The 14783-nt window shown below is 35.5% G+C and carries 17 protein-coding genes; 8 read left to right on the plus strand and 9 right to left on the minus strand.

The genetic code is table 11. The features are described from left to right. The first annotated feature begins 25 nt into the window (after positions 1-25). Complete coding sequence (gene rlmH, locus LUA86_RS15160; protein ID WP_231464219.1) at positions 26-499, plus strand: 23S rRNA (pseudouridine(1915)-N(3))-methyltransferase RlmH; 474 nt, start codon at positions 26-28, stop codon at positions 497-499. A 266-nt stretch (positions 500-765) separates the two neighbouring features. Here rlmH and LUA86_RS15165 read toward each other — a convergent pair whose 3' ends face one another. After that, a complete protein-coding gene (locus LUA86_RS15165) occupies positions 766-1314 on the minus strand; it encodes a DUF5606 domain-containing protein (RefSeq protein WP_231464220.1) in 549 nt (182 codons plus the stop codon). Between the two features lie 70 nt (positions 1315-1384). Next, a complete protein-coding gene (locus LUA86_RS15170; protein WP_231464222.1) occupies positions 1385-1843 on the minus strand; it encodes a peptidylprolyl isomerase in 459 nt (152 codons plus the stop codon). A 328-nt stretch (positions 1844-2171) separates the two neighbouring features. Here LUA86_RS15170 and LUA86_RS15175 point away from each other — a divergent pair, with 328 nt between their 5' ends. After that, a complete protein-coding gene (locus tag LUA86_RS15175; protein ID WP_231464224.1) occupies positions 2172-2684 on the plus strand; it encodes a DinB family protein in 513 nt (170 codons plus the stop codon). Positions 2685-2702: 18 nt separating this feature from the next. Further along, the gene (locus LUA86_RS15180; RefSeq protein WP_231464226.1) at positions 2703-3689 is read left to right on the plus strand and encodes a carboxylesterase; all 987 of its coding nucleotides are present in this window, start codon (positions 2703-2705) and stop codon (positions 3687-3689) included. A gap of 101 nt (positions 3690-3790) precedes the next feature. On the opposite strand, the gene LUA86_RS15185 is transcribed toward LUA86_RS15180, so the two are convergent. The 4 genes from LUA86_RS15185 to LUA86_RS15200 form a co-directional block, all read right to left on the minus strand. Next, positions 3791-4756: a YpdA family putative bacillithiol disulfide reductase gene (locus tag LUA86_RS15185; RefSeq protein ID WP_231464227.1), complete on the minus strand. Its 966-nt coding sequence runs from the start codon at positions 4754-4756 to the stop codon at positions 3791-3793. A 137-nt stretch (positions 4757-4893) separates the two neighbouring features. Further along, positions 4894-6306 carry a rhodanese-like domain-containing protein gene (locus LUA86_RS15190; RefSeq protein ID WP_231464229.1) on the minus strand — a complete coding sequence of 471 codons (1413 nt, stop codon included), beginning with the start codon at positions 6304-6306 and terminating at the stop codon, positions 4894-4896. A 220-nt stretch (positions 6307-6526) separates the two neighbouring features. Beyond that, positions 6527-7192 (minus strand): tetratricopeptide repeat protein, encoded by a 666-nt coding sequence (locus tag LUA86_RS15195; RefSeq protein WP_231464230.1) that lies wholly within the window; start codon positions 7190-7192, stop codon positions 6527-6529. Positions 7193-7314: 122 nt separating this feature from the next. Continuing rightward, positions 7315-7725 carry a hypothetical protein gene (locus LUA86_RS15200; RefSeq protein ID WP_231464232.1) on the minus strand — a complete coding sequence of 137 codons (411 nt, stop codon included), beginning with the start codon at positions 7723-7725 and terminating at the stop codon, positions 7315-7317. A gap of 83 nt (positions 7726-7808) precedes the next feature. Here LUA86_RS15200 and LUA86_RS15205 point away from each other — a divergent pair, with 83 nt between their 5' ends. Next, positions 7809-8912 carry a DNA replication/repair protein RecF gene (locus LUA86_RS15205; RefSeq protein WP_231464234.1) on the plus strand — a complete coding sequence of 368 codons (1104 nt, stop codon included), beginning with the start codon at positions 7809-7811 and terminating at the stop codon, positions 8910-8912. Continuing rightward, on the plus strand, positions 8905-9195 hold the full coding sequence (locus LUA86_RS15210) for a DUF721 domain-containing protein (protein ID WP_231464236.1): 291 nt from the start codon (positions 8905-8907) through the stop codon (positions 9193-9195). Before LUA86_RS15205 ends, LUA86_RS15210 begins: the two co-directional genes overlap by 8 nt. 46 nt (positions 9196-9241) lie before the next feature. Here LUA86_RS15210 and LUA86_RS15215 read toward each other — a convergent pair whose 3' ends face one another. The 3 genes from LUA86_RS15215 to LUA86_RS15225 form a co-directional block, all read right to left on the minus strand. Then, positions 9242-9415 (minus strand): hypothetical protein, encoded by a 174-nt coding sequence (locus LUA86_RS15215; protein ID WP_231464238.1) that lies wholly within the window; start codon positions 9413-9415, stop codon positions 9242-9244. Positions 9416-9472: 57 nt separating this feature from the next. Next, a complete protein-coding gene (locus LUA86_RS15220) occupies positions 9473-10216 on the minus strand; it encodes an FKBP-type peptidyl-prolyl cis-trans isomerase (RefSeq protein ID WP_231464240.1) in 744 nt (247 codons plus the stop codon). A 237-nt stretch (positions 10217-10453) separates the two neighbouring features. Beyond that, on the minus strand, positions 10454-10873 hold the full coding sequence (locus LUA86_RS15225; protein WP_056088170.1) for a nucleoside-diphosphate kinase: 420 nt from the start codon (positions 10871-10873) through the stop codon (positions 10454-10456). Positions 10874-11087: 214 nt separating this feature from the next. On the opposite strand from LUA86_RS15225, the gene LUA86_RS15230 reads away from it, so the two are divergent. The 3 genes from LUA86_RS15230 (at position 11088) to LUA86_RS15240 (ending at position 14679) form a co-directional block, all read left to right on the plus strand. Beyond that, entirely contained in the window at positions 11088-12098 is a 1011-nt protein-coding gene (locus LUA86_RS15230; protein ID WP_231464242.1) for a bifunctional oligoribonuclease/PAP phosphatase NrnA, read from the plus strand. Between the two features lie 73 nt (positions 12099-12171). Continuing rightward, entirely contained in the window at positions 12172-13167 is a 996-nt protein-coding gene (locus LUA86_RS15235) for an FKBP-type peptidyl-prolyl cis-trans isomerase (RefSeq protein ID WP_231464244.1), read from the plus strand. Positions 13168-13911: 744 nt separating this feature from the next. Beyond that, positions 13912-14679, plus strand: a complete 768-nt coding sequence (locus tag LUA86_RS15240) for a TatD family hydrolase (RefSeq protein ID WP_231464245.1) — start codon at positions 13912-13914, stop codon at positions 14677-14679. Positions 14680-14783: the final 104 nt, after the last annotated feature.

Genomic DNA, 14783 nt, shown 5'->3' on the forward strand with positions numbered 1-14783 from the left:
AATTCTAAAGATAGAAAATTATTAAATGAAGATTACGCTTTTAGCAATTGGCAAAACTGAAGATAAATATTTAATCGAAGGCATTGATAAATACATCAATCGTTTAAAGCACTACATTAACTTTAATTTTGTTGCCATACCCGATGTTAAGAATGTAAAAAATCTTTCAGAAGCACAACAAAAAACAAAGGAGGCAGAACTGCTACACAAACAAATTAGCAATGGCGATGTTGTTATTTTGTTGGATGAAACGGGTAAAAAGTATTCTTCTGTACAGTTTTCCGCATATTTAAATAAACAGATGGTTGGAAGCGTTCAGCATTTAATATTTATAATCGGCGGACCTTATGGTTTTGATGATAGTATTTACAAAAGAGCAAATGGATTAATCTCCTTATCCGATATGACTTTTTCTCATCAAATGATTCGTTTATTCTTTGTTGAGCAACTTTACAGGGGATTTAGCATTTTAAAAGGAGAGCCTTATCATCATGCTTAATAATTAAAAAAATTAACCTTAGCTTGTGGAATCACAACAATAAACACATCATTTAAATAAAAGAGATTATGTTACTGGATAAATATAAAAGACAATATAAATTTAAAAGCAGGCAATCAGGAAGCGATAAAGTTTTATGGATTAGTCTGGCTATCTCTGCAGTGGTAGTTGCTATTTTATGGTACTTTTTCTAAAAATCTTTTAAACACAGAAGCCATTGCAAATTGCAATGGCTTCTGTGTTTAAAAAAGATAAGTATAAGCAGATTACACTCCTTTTTTACTTGTCATGTTAGCTTTTTTAGCCGGAGCAGATGTTTTAGTTGTTGCTTTCGCATTCGAAGCTTTTGCACCTGTAGCCTTTTGTTTTTTATCTGCAGCAGCCTTTTCTTCCGATAGTTTTACCTCCGCTGGCGTACCTGGCGTTTCTGGAGCGTCTTCAGTAAATAAAGGCATATCTTTTAATAAGTTATACCAACCGATGATTTTCTTCATGTCTGAAGCATAAACCTTTTCTTCATCATGTCCTGGCGCAACCTCGTTAAAATACGCACGTAACACTTTCGTATCCGATTTTGTATCCGGCGTTGTTCCTTTTTCGCTGATTTTGGCAAAAACATCTACAAGCTTAATTTCTTGTTCTTCACCGTAAACGGTAATATCTTCAAGCGAAGCAAGTTTTGTATTTGTAATATTTGCAACAACCTTTAATTTTTGTTCATCAAGGCTTTCTAAAATATAACCAACTTTATTTTGTCCAACTAATTTGTACAAACCTGGTCTGCCCGAAACGGCAACTATTCCTCTTAAGTTCATAATATATTTGTTTAGCGCTTAGCGGTTGGGGTTTTGCGGTAATCGCTTATCGCCAAACGCATAACGCGATTTAATCTTCAATTATTTCTACAGTTAAAATTTTATCACCCTGACGGATATCATCAACAAGATCAACATTTTCAACAGCTTTACCAAACACCGTGTGGTTACGGTCTAGGTGTGCAGTATTTGCTCTGCTATGGCAGATAAAAAATTGCGAACCACCTGTATTTCTACCTGCATGCGCCATAGATAATACACCACGGTCGTGATATTGGTTTTCACCATCTAATTCACAGTCAATTTTATAACCCGGGCCACCTGTACCAGGCATTCCTGTTGCACCATCTTTAGAATTTGGGCAACCTGTTTGTACCATAAAATTAGGAATTACACGGTGAAAAGTTACTCCATCGTAAAAACCTTCTTTTGCTAATTTCTTAAAGTTTTCTACTGCTTTCGGAGCATCTTTTTCAAAGAACTCAACAGTCATATCACCTTTTTCGGTTTTTATTATTGCTCTACTCATATCAATTTTATTTATTAAAATGTTCCAACAAGTATTAAAACCTTATCGGGAACGCAAAAATAGCAAAATTGTATAAATAGAACATCTTTAAAGATTTAAAATTAAATATTAGCTTAAATTTAAAAGGCTTATTGAAAATGAATGTTCCGGTAATTCTTCGTAAACATCAGCCCTGCCATTCGCTGTAGCCCTCGTAAAAAAAACTCGGGGCTGCCGCTATTGTCAGGTTTAGGCACAAAGTTTCCTCATAAAGATGCCATAAAAACCAAGTAGCTGCTTAACATATTCATTAAATATTTTACCTTTAAATAGATACTAATTTAATAAAATGTCGCAACAGCTCGAAGTTTGGCAAAGAGGTCCATCACCAGAATATATAACCGTATTGCAGCCAATAGCACATGCATTGCTGCAAGCCAGAGAAGAAATTAATGAGTATATGCATCAATTTCCGACAGAATTACTATGGCAGCGACCAGCAAACATGGCTTCCGTAGGTTTTCATCTTCAACATTTAAGTGGCGTGCTTGATAGGGTTTTTACTTATGCAAGAGCAGAAAAGCTAACCGATTTTCAATTTGAACAATTGTATGAAGAAGGCAAAGATTCAGCCGTAGGCTATAAAGTAAATGATTTAGTTACCAGATTTAATAATCAAGTTGATTTGGCTTTGAAACAGTTAAAGGATACAGACGAAAAAACTTTAGGCGATTATCGTGGAATTGGAAGAGCAAGTTTGCCATCAACCGTTATTGGTTTGCTATTTCATGCTGCAGAACATACCATGCGCCACGTTGGGCAGTTAATGGTTACCGCAGCTGTAGTTAAATCTAAATTTTAAAAAGCAAATATCATCTGAATGAAAAAGCGCTATAAAATTTTGTTAAGCTTATCAGCAATTTTGGTTGTGGCATATTTCGCAGGACCAAAGCCTAAAAAACCTATATATTCAGCAAGCCCCATAAAAGTTCCGGAACTAAACGAGCTTGAAAATTATGTAGCTACCGGCGAAGGCAAACACAAAATAAAGCCAGGTAACCAAGCAGAAATTATCTGGGCAGATAGCAGTCATAATCAAACTGAATATGCGATTGTATATTTGCACGGTTTTTCAGCATCCAAAACAGAAGGAAATCCGGTGCATTTAAACCTGGCTAAAAAATTAAAAGCAAACCTTTACCTATCTCGGTTAGCCGACCATGGAATTGATACTATTGCACCATTACAACATTTTACAGCAGAAGGTTTATGGAACACCAGCAAAGAAGCACTCGCCATTGGTAATAAATTAGGTAAAAAAGTAATATTAATTGGCACCTCAACTGGCGGTACTGCAGCATTAAAACTTGCAGCAACCTACCCTGAAATTAACAGCCTGATTTTGCTTTCGCCAAATGTTGCCATTAATGACAGAAACGCCTGGATGCTAAACGACCCATGGGGTTTACAAATTGCAAGGCGTGTTTTAGGCAGCGATGAGCGTGTAGTTGATGGAAGAACGGCAGAATATAAAAAATATTGGTACACCAACTATAGAATAGAATCTTTGGTAGAATTGCAAGAGTTTGTAGAAACAACCATGCTTAAAAAGGTTTTCGAAAAGGTAAAACAGCCTGTTTTAATGGTTTATTATTACAAAAATGATTTGGAACAAGATCCAGTCGTTCGAGTAGATGCAATGCTAAAAATGTTTGATGAACTTGGAACAGCAGCTTCACTTAAACGTAAAGTAGCTATTCCAAACGCTGGCAATCATGTATTAGGAAGTTATTTAACTTCAAAAGATTTACCTGCAGTAGAAGCAGCAATTGATGATTTTACAAAGGATGTTTTGAAAGTGCAGTGACATTGAAAAAATCGTCATTGCTAGGCATAAAGCAATCTATTCTTGACAGAACATCATTATACGAGATTGCTTCGTGCCTCGCAATGACGAAAAAGGTAAACCTACCTTACAATATTCTTGACAATCATCTCCGCATGAATACGAGAATTTTCGATAAATAGTTTGTGCGTGTCCAAACCTCCGCAAACTACTCCAGCTAAATAAAGCCCTTTAACATTGGTTTCCATCGTTTGTTCATTGTAAGCCGGGCATAAACTTTCAGGTAAATCGATTCCAAATTTTCTTAACATTGAAAAATCAGGCTGATAACCCGTCATGGCGATAACAAAATCATTTGGAATGGTCTTAATGCCTTCTGAAGTTTTAATATCAACTTCTCCTTCTCTAATCTCGAGTAATTCTGAATTAAAAATCGCTGTTATTTCCCCTTCTTTAATTCTGTTCTCGATATCAGGGCGAACCCAATATTTTACATGCGGACCAAGTTCATTACCTCTAATAATAACCGTTACTTTTGCGCCTTTTCGGTAAGTTTCAAGTGCTGCATCAACGCCAGAATTATTTGCTCCAACAACAACTACATTCTGAAATGCATACAAATGCGGGTCTTTATAATAATGTGTAACTTTTGGTAAATCCTCCCCGGGAACATTTAAAAGCAATGGAACATCGTAAAACCCGGTTGCAACAACTACATTTTTAGCCGTGTGACTTGTTTTTGAAGTATTGATTGTAAAAATGCCATCAGCCTCTTTTTTAACCTGATTTACTCTTTCAAATAAATTTATGTTCAGGTTGAATTTTTCGGCTACGCGACGGTAATACTCTACCGCTTCATTTCTATTTGGCTTAGGGCTTATTGTTACAAAAGGAACACCACCAATTTCCAGTTTTTGAGAGGTGGAAAAGAATGTCATAAAAACCGGGTAGTTGAACAAGCTATTCACCAATGCACCTTTCTCTACAATCAGATAAGATAAATTTGCTTTTTGCGCTTCAATTGCGCAAGCCATACCGATTGGTCCGGCACCAATGATGATGATATCGTAAAGAGATTGGTTCTTCATTTAAGTTTTATCGACTAGTGAGATTGCTTCGTGCCTCGCAATGGCGATAGCATTAAACTTTCATTGCCCTAATATTATTGACCAAATAAGACTTTTAGACTTAGATTTTCTTAGGTGTCTTAGATGGTTCAAATTAATCAAACTTTCATTGCCTTACTTGGGCAAGCAAAATCTGTTCTTTTTAACCCGGTATTCTTAATCGCACCATAACCTCCGGCAACATCAATTACATTTTCTACACCACGAGATTTTAAAATTGACGCGGCAATCATAGAACGGTAACCACCAGCACAATGGATATAATAAGTAGATTTTGAATCAATTTCGCCCATCCAATCATCAATAAAATCTAATGGCCTGCTTAATGTAAACTCCAAATGTTCTGATTCATATTCACCCGGCTTACGTACATCTAAAGCTGTAATTTCTTTTTGATTTACAGCTTCTTCAAAAGCATCAGCAGAAATCGTTTCAATGTTATCTATTTCCTTATCGGTAGAAACCCAGTTTTCAAATCCATTTTCAAGGTAACCTATTGTATTATCGTAACCTACACGGGTTAAACGGGTAATCGTTTCTTCTTCTTTTCCTTCATCGGTAACCAATAAAATTGGTTGTTGTAAATCGGTAATTAAGGCACCAACCCAAGGCGCAAACTGTCCGTTCAAACCAATATTTATCGAATTCGGAATAAATCCTTTTGCAAAAACCTGCGGGTCGCGGGTATCTAAAATTAAAGCGCCGGTTTGATTTGCCAAATCTTCAAAAGCCTGCGGCGTTAAAGGATTAAGACCTTTTTCAAAAACATCATCAATACTTTCTACAGAACCTTTATTTATGGCAGCATTTTTAGCGAAGTATTGTGGTGGCGGCATAATACCATCTGTAACTTCTTGTATAAACTGATCTTTCGTTTGTGCCTTCAAAGCATAATTTACTTCCTTTTGATGACCTAAACTATCAAAAGTTTCTTTACTCATGCTTTTACCACAGGCAGAACCTGCACCATGAGCCGGATAAACGATTACATCATCCGCCAACGGCTTAATTTTATCATTTAAGGAATCGTAAAGCATGCCTGCCAAATCTTCCATCGTTAAATTACCTTTTTGTGCTAAATCCGGGCGACCAACATCACCTATAAAAAGTGTATCACCAGTAAAAATACAATGGTCTTTTCCCTTCTCATCAGTTAAGAGATAAGTTGTAGATTCGAGTGTATGCCCGGGCGTGTGTAAGGCTGTAATCGTTATATCGCCAATTTTAAACTGCTCGCCATCTTTGGCAATGTGTGATTTAAATTCGGTTTTTGCCGTAGGGCCATAAATAATCTCCGCACCAGATTTCTCTGCTAAATCTACGTGACCAGAAACAAAATCTGCATGAAAATGAGTTTCAAAGATATATTTGATGGTTGCGCCAGCTTTTTCAGCCTTCTTTAAATATGTTGAAACTTCTCTCAAAGGATCAATTATTGCCGCCTCACCATTACTCTCAATATAATATGCGGCTTCTGCTAAACAACCTGTGTAAATCTGTTCTATCTTCATGTTTTTCTGCAATTACACTAAAAAATTAGTGTTTGAATGTACGAGCCAATTATAAAGCGCATCAATTCTGATGAAACAAAAATAATGCTATTTAATTATAACCAAAGTGATGTCCGTCATAATTGCACAAGTTTTACTTTAATGCGATTGGATAGACCAAATGTTAAAGCAAAAAAAAAGACCATCTTCCGATGATCTTTTCAAAATATTTTTTTGATGTCTATTTAACCTGCTCTTCAGCTCTGGCAATGTATGCATCAATCAATTGAGCTTCCTGACTTTCAGGATATTGTGTTTTAATTTTATTGTAAGCTTCGGCAGCAGCTTTAAAATCTTTTAAGTTTTCGTTTACCAAACCTAATTTCTTTAAAAACATTGGTGAAGTAAATTTACTTGCTTTATCTGCAGCTTTTTTATAATAAGTAGAAGCTTGTTTGTAGTCTTTTAGTTCGCTGTAAGCATCACCTAATAAACCTAAAGCAAGTGGATCTGCAACCGGACTACCAGTAGCGCTATATTTACTCAATGCATCAATAGCTTGTTTGTATTCGCCTTTGCGCAAATAAATACCGCCTAAATATAAGTTAGCTAAGTTAGCTGATTTTGTATTATCGTAATCTTTAGCAACTTGTTCTAAACCAGGATAACCGCCTTCGCCTTTAATCGCTCTGTTTGATAAAGAATCAACACCGATTAATTGCTCTGCTTTAAACATTTTACTTGCAGCTTCTTCAGCACGATCTTTTAAGTAAACGTTTTGGTACCAAAAATACACACCGATTAAAACCACTACAGCGCCAGCTATAAATAGCAAGCTTTTATTGTTTTCCTGTAAAAAAGAACCCTTTCTAATAGGTTGAGTTGTCTGATTATCTGTTGTAGACATGTTTGTTTAAAAAATTTAAGATTGCAAAAATACGTTTTTCAATCAAAGTAACAACCTTTATTTATAAGTATTTGATTAAACTGTAGTTATTTAGGTACCCTGAATTTGTGGATATTAGATTTTTATCGTTGTAGCATCGCTATTAATGTATTAAACCAGGTTTTATTATCAGTAGAAATGCCATTGTAATTAATAACCAGATAAATGGTTTGGCTTTCTGAATAGCTCAGGTAAGATTTGATGCGAATAGGTTGCCAAAATGCCCCGAAATTTTTTACTGCTGATGCTGGAAACACATCATCGAACCCCATATAAATTTCTTCGATTTGAGAGAGCTGAAGCTCTAAACGTTCATCACCAGAAATAAAAAGGCCATTTGACGCTAATAAAATGTTACCCTCATGTGTGTGCATTGGCTTTATAAAGGAAAACAATCCAACGATTTTTTTTAACCAACCAAACCTTTTTTTATCATTTAGTTCGTAATCGTATGACCAGAGAACATTTCCTTCTAACATTTTTGTAGCTATCATAATAATTTCCTTCGGATGAATGTAAGCTTTATTTTTAATATTAACATTTACAGGTTAAAAATTAGGTAAATTGCGCCATATTTATGTGGTTAAAGAACATTACCCTTCTTAATTTTAAAAATTACAGCGATGCCGGAATCAGTTTTTCTGAAACGGTTAACGTGTTTACCGGCAATAATGGCTCTGGCAAAACAAATATGCTCGATGCTATCCACTACCTCTGTTTGTGTAAAAGCTATTTTAATCCAATTGATGGACAACAGATTAAAACTGGAGCTGATATTTTTATGATTCAGGGCGACTTTGACCGAAAAGAAAGAAATGAAAAAATTAGCTGTGGCGTAAAAAGAAGTCAGAAAAAGCAGTTTAAAAGAAATAAAAAAGAATACGATAAACTTGCAGATCATATTGGCTTATTTCCGGTGGTAATGGTTTCGCCTTATGATGTAAACCTGATTATGGAAGGCAGCGAAGAGCGCCGGAAATTTATTGATAACGTTATCTCGCAAACAGACTCACATTACCTCGACCAACTGATTGCGTATAATAGAATTTTGGCAAATCGCAATGCGATGCTTAAACAAATTGCCTTAACAAAGCGCTACGACCCAACTTTGCTCGAAATTATGGATGAGCAATTGGTTTTGGCCGGAAATAAAATCTTCGCCACGCGTAAAGCATTTATGGATGGTTTTATTCCGCTTTTTAATCAATACTATATTTACCTAACGGATAATAATGAATTGGTTGATTTAAATTATCAATCTCAATTAAAGGAAATACCTTTTGAAGATTTATTGAAAAAATCTGTTGAAAAAGACAGGGTTTTAGAGAGAACAACGACCGGCATACATAAGGATGAATTAGTGTTTAGCATACATGAAATGCCGCTCAAAAAATTTGGTTCTCAAGGTCAGCAAAAATCATTTTTAATAGCATTAAAGCTTGCACAGTATGCTTATCTGGCAGAAAAAAAAGGCTTTAGGCCCTTACTTTTATTAGATGATATTTTTGATAAACTTGATGACAACCGTGTGCAGAAATTAATGCAAATGGTTTCACATCAGGATTTCGGGCAAATTTTTATTACCGATACCGGGATAGAAAGAGTAAAATCTATTTTTAAAAAGATAGAAGTTGATGTAACTTTGTTTGAAGTAGATAACGGACAGATTAAAAATGCGTAAACCGAATGATATAACCATGAAAGATGCGGTAAGCAAAATGCTTGACGTATATCGTTTACGCCGTAAATTTGATGAAACTTCTATTCTTGCCATATGGCCGGAGATTATGGGAACAGCCATAGCAAACAGAACTAAACAAATTTACATCCACGATAAAAAATTATTCATCAGGATAGAATCATCTGTGATAAAAAATGAATTGGTTTTAGTTAGAGATGGAATTATTCAAAAACTAAATGCCCATGCAGGCAACCAGGTTATTACAGAGATGGTTTTTTTGTAAAAAAAAGATGCAAGGCTACTAACCTTGCACCGTATTTTTTATTGCCTTATCCCCTACCACCAAAAACTTTCGAAAGAATCCAGATAATAAGCGCAACGACAATTACAACAATAATAATTCCCGACCAAACGCCGGCTTTGAATACACCTTGAGCCAATTCGCAACTAGCTAAGGTGGTGCATAAAAATGCAATGAGTACTAAAGGCAATGTTCTTTTCATGTCAATGTTAATTTGATTTATTTAACATAAAACAAGAAAGAATGTTTTATTTAAAGCCTATTTACCGTTAATTTTTAATAATTCTATTTCGAAAATTAAGGTGCTGTATGGTGGTATATCAGGGCCATAACCACGTTCACCATAAGCTAAGTTATATGGAACAAAGAATTTAAACTTTGAACCTGCCGGCATTAACTGTAAACCTTCAGTCCAGCCTTTAATTACCTGGTTTAAAGTAAAGGTAATTGGCTCGCCTCTATCATAAGAACTGTCGAATTGTTTTCCATCTAAAAGAGTTCCTTTATAGTTTACCAACACAGAATCAGTTGCCGAAGGTTTTATACCGTTTCCAGCTCTTAAAACTTCGTATTGCAAACCGCTCGCGGTTGTTTGCACACCAGTACGTTTTTTATTTTGTTCTAAAAAAGCTTTTCCTTCTGATATTTTACCGGCAAACTTTCCTTTGTTGGCATTATTTAAAGCATTTGAGATTGCTTGTTGCGCTTGTTGCTGATCTAAAATAACTTTACCATCCGTAAAAGCATCTTTTAAACCTTTTAGTAAAACATCGTAATTTAAGGTAGATAAACCCGTTGTTTTTAAACTGGCACCGATTGATGTACCGAAAGCATAACTTGTAGAATCCAATGATGATTTTAAAGATACCATACCAACCGATGGTTTTGCACTTGCGTTAGTTTTAGTTGCCGTAGCCGGTTTTTTAGCTACTGGTTTTTTAGTTTGCGCAAATGATGTAATAGCGATACCTGATATAAGTACCGTTAAGAAAATTTTTTTCATCTGTATATAATTTGTTTTTTGAAGGTGATGAAACTAGCATGTTTAGTCAATCATCTATGATTGTTCGGTTCCATTAGTTCTTATCACTCAGTAATCATGAGCTCCTGAAGTGTTTTGTGCAAATCATGATAGACTCATCTATTTAATAATGTTTGAACGGCGAAAGATACAAAACTTAAAAACATAAAAACCCCGAAAAATTTCGGGGTTTTTATGTTTTATCTTAAAGTAATCTGCTTAGAAACGCTCGTCTGCTTTGAAGAAGAAGTTACCTTCAATTTCTGCATTCTCGTCAGAATCTGAACCGTGAACTGCATTAGCATCAATTGATTTAGCATATTTCTGGCGGATAGTACCTTCTGCAGCTTCTGCCGGGTTAGTAGCACCGATTAATTTTCTGAAATCTTCAATTGCGTTATCCTTCTCTAAAATAGCGGCAACAATAGGACCTGAAGACATGAAGCTTACTAAATCCTTATAAAAAGGACGCTCTGCATGCACAGCATAAAACTGACCAGCAGTTTCATCAGTTAATTTAGTATATTTTAATGCAATGATTTTAAAACCAGCATTTGTAATGTCGTTTAAAATAGATCCGATATGGCCATTTGCAACTGCATCTGGCTTAATCATTGTAAAAGTTCTGTTAGTGCTCATTGTGCTTTGTTATCAATTTTGTGCAAAAGTACGTTATTATTGACGAAAGAAAAAGCCTTATTACCATCTCTTTCGGCAAATAAACAAACAATTTATCAAATCAGTTTGCTCAATGTTCTTAAAATTTCTGATGATGTAACAAACAATAAGCAATAAACCGTTAAATAACAGCTTAACTAATACTAAATTTAATTAGCTTTGCAGCGCAAAAATTATGCTTACATTAACAGAATTAAAATCCATTCTGGCTTCGCCAAAGAAAATTGTTATCACTACACATCATAAACCTGATGGTGATGCAATGGGCTCATCGCTAGGTTTATATGGCTATCTTATTCAAAAAGGACATCATGTAACAGTGATTACTCCTACAGATTACCCAACGTTTTTACATTGGATGCCTAATAATGCAGAAGTTTTAATTTTTACAGATGACCGTGAAAAGGCAGCAAAACTGGTTGAAGAAGCTGCTTTAATTTTCTGCCTTGATTTTAACACCTTAAGCAGAATAAATGAACTTGGCGAATTAGTTAGAGCTTCGGAAGCTAAAAAAGTGATGATTGACCATCACCTTGAGCCTGAAGATTTTGATGATTATCGCCATTGGGATATTAACGCCTGTGCAGCAGCACAATTGGTTTATGATTTTATTGCAAACCAGCTTAACGATAGCGAGGGCATTAATAAAGATGTTGCAACCTGTTTATACACGGGTATAATGACAGATTCTGCATCGTTCCGCTTTCCTTTAGCCACTTCAAATGTTTACCGCATTGGTGCTAATTTAATTGATTTGGGTGCCGAACATTATAAAATACACCAATTGGTATATGATAATGCTAGCGAAGACCGTTTAAGATTTTTAGGTTACTGCCTATCAAACAAACTGGAGGTTTTTCACGAATTTAACACGGCAATTATTACCGTTACGAAAGAAGAACTTGCACAATATCATAGTACAACAGGCGATACAGAAGGTGTGGTAAATTATGCATTATCCATCAACGGAATCCGTTTGGCAGCATTAATAGTAGAAAGAACAGATAAAGTAAAACTATCTTTACGTTCTACCGGCGATTTTCCTGCAAACGAAATATGTAAAAAATACTTTAACGGTGGCGGGCATAGAAATGCTGCCGGAGGCGCATCAGATAAATCACTGGCTGAGGTTATTGATGAATTTAAATCAATTTTACCAGAATATAAAAGTCAGTTAATCGCTTAAATTAAAAACAGAAATATAAATAATAATGAAATTACAAAGCTAATTTCATGACCAAAAACAATTCAATAAAATAATGAAAAAAGGAATTATTATTCTAATTGCAGCAACAATGGGTTTAGCTGCATGTAACAATTACAAAAAAGGCGAAGGCGATTTGCAATACAAAATCTTAAAAGATGAAGGCAAAGAGAAAATCAAAGAAGGCGATTTTGTTAAATTAAATGGTATTCAAACCGTTGAAAGTAGTACAAATGCAGATTCTACTTTAGTAAACACTTACGATAACGAGCGTCCGGCATTTTTCCCGATAAACAAATCTATGTTTAAAGGCGATTTAGTTTCGGCTTTAAAAATGTTAGGCGAAGGCGATAGCGCATCTTTCAAATTAAACTTAGATTCGATGGCTAAATATTCTGGCCAACCAAAACCAGCTGGATTAAAATCAAACTATGCAACTTTTACAGTTAAAATAGAAAAGGTTTTACATAAAGCGGCTAACGAAGCAGATTCTACTTTCGAGAAAAAGAAAAGAGACTTTTTTGAAACGGAATACAAAGCATTAATCGAGAAAAATAAAACTAACGAAGATGCTAAAATCAAAAAATACATTGATGAGAATAAATTAGATGTTAAAACTACAGCATCAGGTTTAAAATACATCATCGAAAAACCAGGTAATGCTGAAAGAGCTGGCTTAACAGATACAGCTATTGTTGATTATACCGGTCAATTCACTAACAAAAAAGGTGATGGTAAAATAAACGTTTTCGATACATCAAACGAAAAAATTGCAAAAGAAGCTGGAATCCATTCTCCAATGGCACAATATACTGCTCGTCCGTTGGTATTAAACCAATTGGCACCAGGTTTCGTAGAAGGTGTTCAATTAATTGGTGTTGGTGGTAAAATCAAAATCATCATTCCTTCTAAATTAGGTTATGGTGAAAATGGTGGTGGTCCAATCAACCCATTTACGCCATTAGTTTTTGATATCGAAATTAAAGGCATTAAAAAAGGCGTGGCTGGTGCACCAGTTGCTGCACAACCACAAGCTGCTCCGGCACAATAAGTAAAACAAAATATTTTTTAAGCCTCAGGATTTATGATTCTGAGGCTTTTATTTTTTGCAAAACTTACGTAGTCTAATAAATATCTTCAAATACAGACTTCTTGCGTTAACAGATTAGCAGGATTTAAATTTTTGAGCTTTGTTTTTTTGAAGCGCAACAGTTATTCGTTTCTGGCAAAACCTGTCCCGCCAATGCTTCATGCCTACCGCAGGCAGGCAATCTTTTGCAAAACTTACAAAGTCTAACAAGCATCTTCGAGCGAAGACTTTGTAAGTTAAAAGGACAAAAGTATTTCCGCGTATGTCGGGGTTAAGAAAAATGTAAGTTGACGTAATGCAAATATAGTGAGTTGTCATCCTGAGCCTGTCGAAGGACGCTTTGTTGTTTCAAATATTGCACAGGTCTTCGACAAGCTCAGACTGACATCCAACGGTTATACCTTTGATGGAAACTTCCCTTCTTGTTTAAAGAAGGTTTGGGGTTGATTTGCGGCATTCTTTTAACCGTTGGTTGAAACCAACGGCAATAAGTATCAACAAAAAACTATAGCAAATTTTGTATTGAGAATCTGCTATTCTTGCAAAAACCGCTGTTCTTAAACCTGATTGCAGTGAATCCCGATTTTTCATCAGGAGCAACGGAAAGCAGGGCTGCAAGCCGCCAAAAGCGCCGAAGCACTCATTTTCTAAAAAATAACACCATTCAAAAAGCTAGCCCATTCGTTAAATCATTACCTTTGCCGTATGATTTTTACCGATACACATACCCATTTATATTACGAACAAGACACTGAAAAACAAGCCCAGTTAATGGAGCGTTGCTTTGAGAACAATGTTAACCGATTGTTTTTGCCAAATGTAGATGTGGCTTCGATTAAAATGATTGATGATTTGGTGAAAAAATACCCTGAAAATTGTTTTGCAATGGCAGGCCTGCACCCCTGCGATGTGAAGGATGATTACGAAGCGCAGCTTACAGAGATTTACAATAGCATTGAGGGCAGAAAAATTTATGCAATTGGCGAAATCGGTATAGATTTATATTGGGACAAGACCACTCTAAGTATTCAGCAAGACGCCTTTCGCAAACAAATTAATTGGGCAAAAAACTTAGGTTTACCAATTGTAATACATTGTAGAGAAGCTTTTGATGAGGTTTTTGAAGTTTTAGAAGCCGAAAAAGATGACAAATTGAGAGGGATTTTCCATTGCTTTACTGGAAGTGAGGAGCAAGCTAAGCAAGCGATTAATCTAAATTTTTACTTGGGAATTGGCGGTGTGGTAACGTATAAAAAAGCGGGTTTAGATGTGGTTTTGGCAAATATTCCTTTAGATAAATTAGTGCTCGAAACCGATTCACCTTACCTGGCTCCGGTTCCGTTTAGAGGCAAACCGAACGAAAGCAGTTATTTAATATATGTGGCGCAGAAACTCGCAGATATTTACAATGTATCTGTAGCGGAAATAGCAAGTATCACCACAGAAAATTCTAAAAAAATTTTTGGTGTGTAGAACTCTAGCAATAGAAAGAAGAAACCATTCCCCTGCCCTTTCGAATGGGATATTATTATGGAGAAAGCCTGTATTTTGAACAGTATACAGTTGATTAGTACAGC

The organism is Pedobacter sp. Leaf132, from assembly GCF_920984695.1.
Classification (GTDB): Bacteria; Bacteroidota; Bacteroidia; order Sphingobacteriales; family Sphingobacteriaceae; genus Pedobacter.

Coding starts and splice junctions, on each gene's coding strand:
- LUA86_RS15180 (WP_231464226.1), top strand. CDS start 2,703: ATGAAAAAGCGCTATAAAATTTTGTTAAGCTTATCAGCAATTTTGGTT.
- LUA86_RS15220 (WP_231464240.1), bottom strand. CDS start 10,216: ATGAAAAAAATTTTCTTAACGGTACTTATATCAGGTATCGCTATTACA.
- LUA86_RS15200 (WP_231464232.1), bottom strand. CDS start 7,725: ATGATAGCTACAAAAATGTTAGAAGGAAATGTTCTCTGGTCATACGAT.
- LUA86_RS15210 (WP_231464236.1), top strand. CDS start 8,905: ATGCGTAAACCGAATGATATAACCATGAAAGATGCGGTAAGCAAAATG.
- LUA86_RS15170 (WP_231464222.1), bottom strand. CDS start 1,843: ATGAGTAGAGCAATAATAAAAACCGAAAAAGGTGATATGACTGTTGAG.
- LUA86_RS15185 (WP_231464227.1), bottom strand. CDS start 4,756: ATGAAGAACCAATCTCTTTACGATATCATCATCATTGGTGCCGGACCA.
- LUA86_RS15240 (WP_231464245.1), top strand. CDS start 13,912: ATGATTTTTACCGATACACATACCCATTTATATTACGAACAAGACACT.
- rlmH (WP_231464219.1), top strand. CDS start 26: ATGAAGATTACGCTTTTAGCAATTGGCAAAACTGAAGATAAATATTTA.
- LUA86_RS15225 (WP_056088170.1), bottom strand. CDS start 10,873: ATGAGCACTAACAGAACTTTTACAATGATTAAGCCAGATGCAGTTGCA.
- LUA86_RS15235 (WP_231464244.1), top strand. CDS start 12,172: ATGAAAAAAGGAATTATTATTCTAATTGCAGCAACAATGGGTTTAGCT.
- LUA86_RS15165 (WP_231464220.1), bottom strand. CDS start 1,314: ATGAACTTAAGAGGAATAGTTGCCGTTTCGGGCAGACCAGGTTTGTAC.
- LUA86_RS15205 (WP_231464234.1), top strand. CDS start 7,809: ATGTGGTTAAAGAACATTACCCTTCTTAATTTTAAAAATTACAGCGAT.
- LUA86_RS15215 (WP_231464238.1), bottom strand. CDS start 9,415: ATGAAAAGAACATTGCCTTTAGTACTCATTGCATTTTTATGCACCACC.
- LUA86_RS15175 (WP_231464224.1), top strand. CDS start 2,172: ATGTCGCAACAGCTCGAAGTTTGGCAAAGAGGTCCATCACCAGAATAT.
- LUA86_RS15230 (WP_231464242.1), top strand. CDS start 11,088: ATGCTTACATTAACAGAATTAAAATCCATTCTGGCTTCGCCAAAGAAA.
- LUA86_RS15195 (WP_231464230.1), bottom strand. CDS start 7,192: ATGTCTACAACAGATAATCAGACAACTCAACCTATTAGAAAGGGTTCT.
- LUA86_RS15190 (WP_231464229.1), bottom strand. CDS start 6,306: ATGAAGATAGAACAGATTTACACAGGTTGTTTAGCAGAAGCCGCATAT.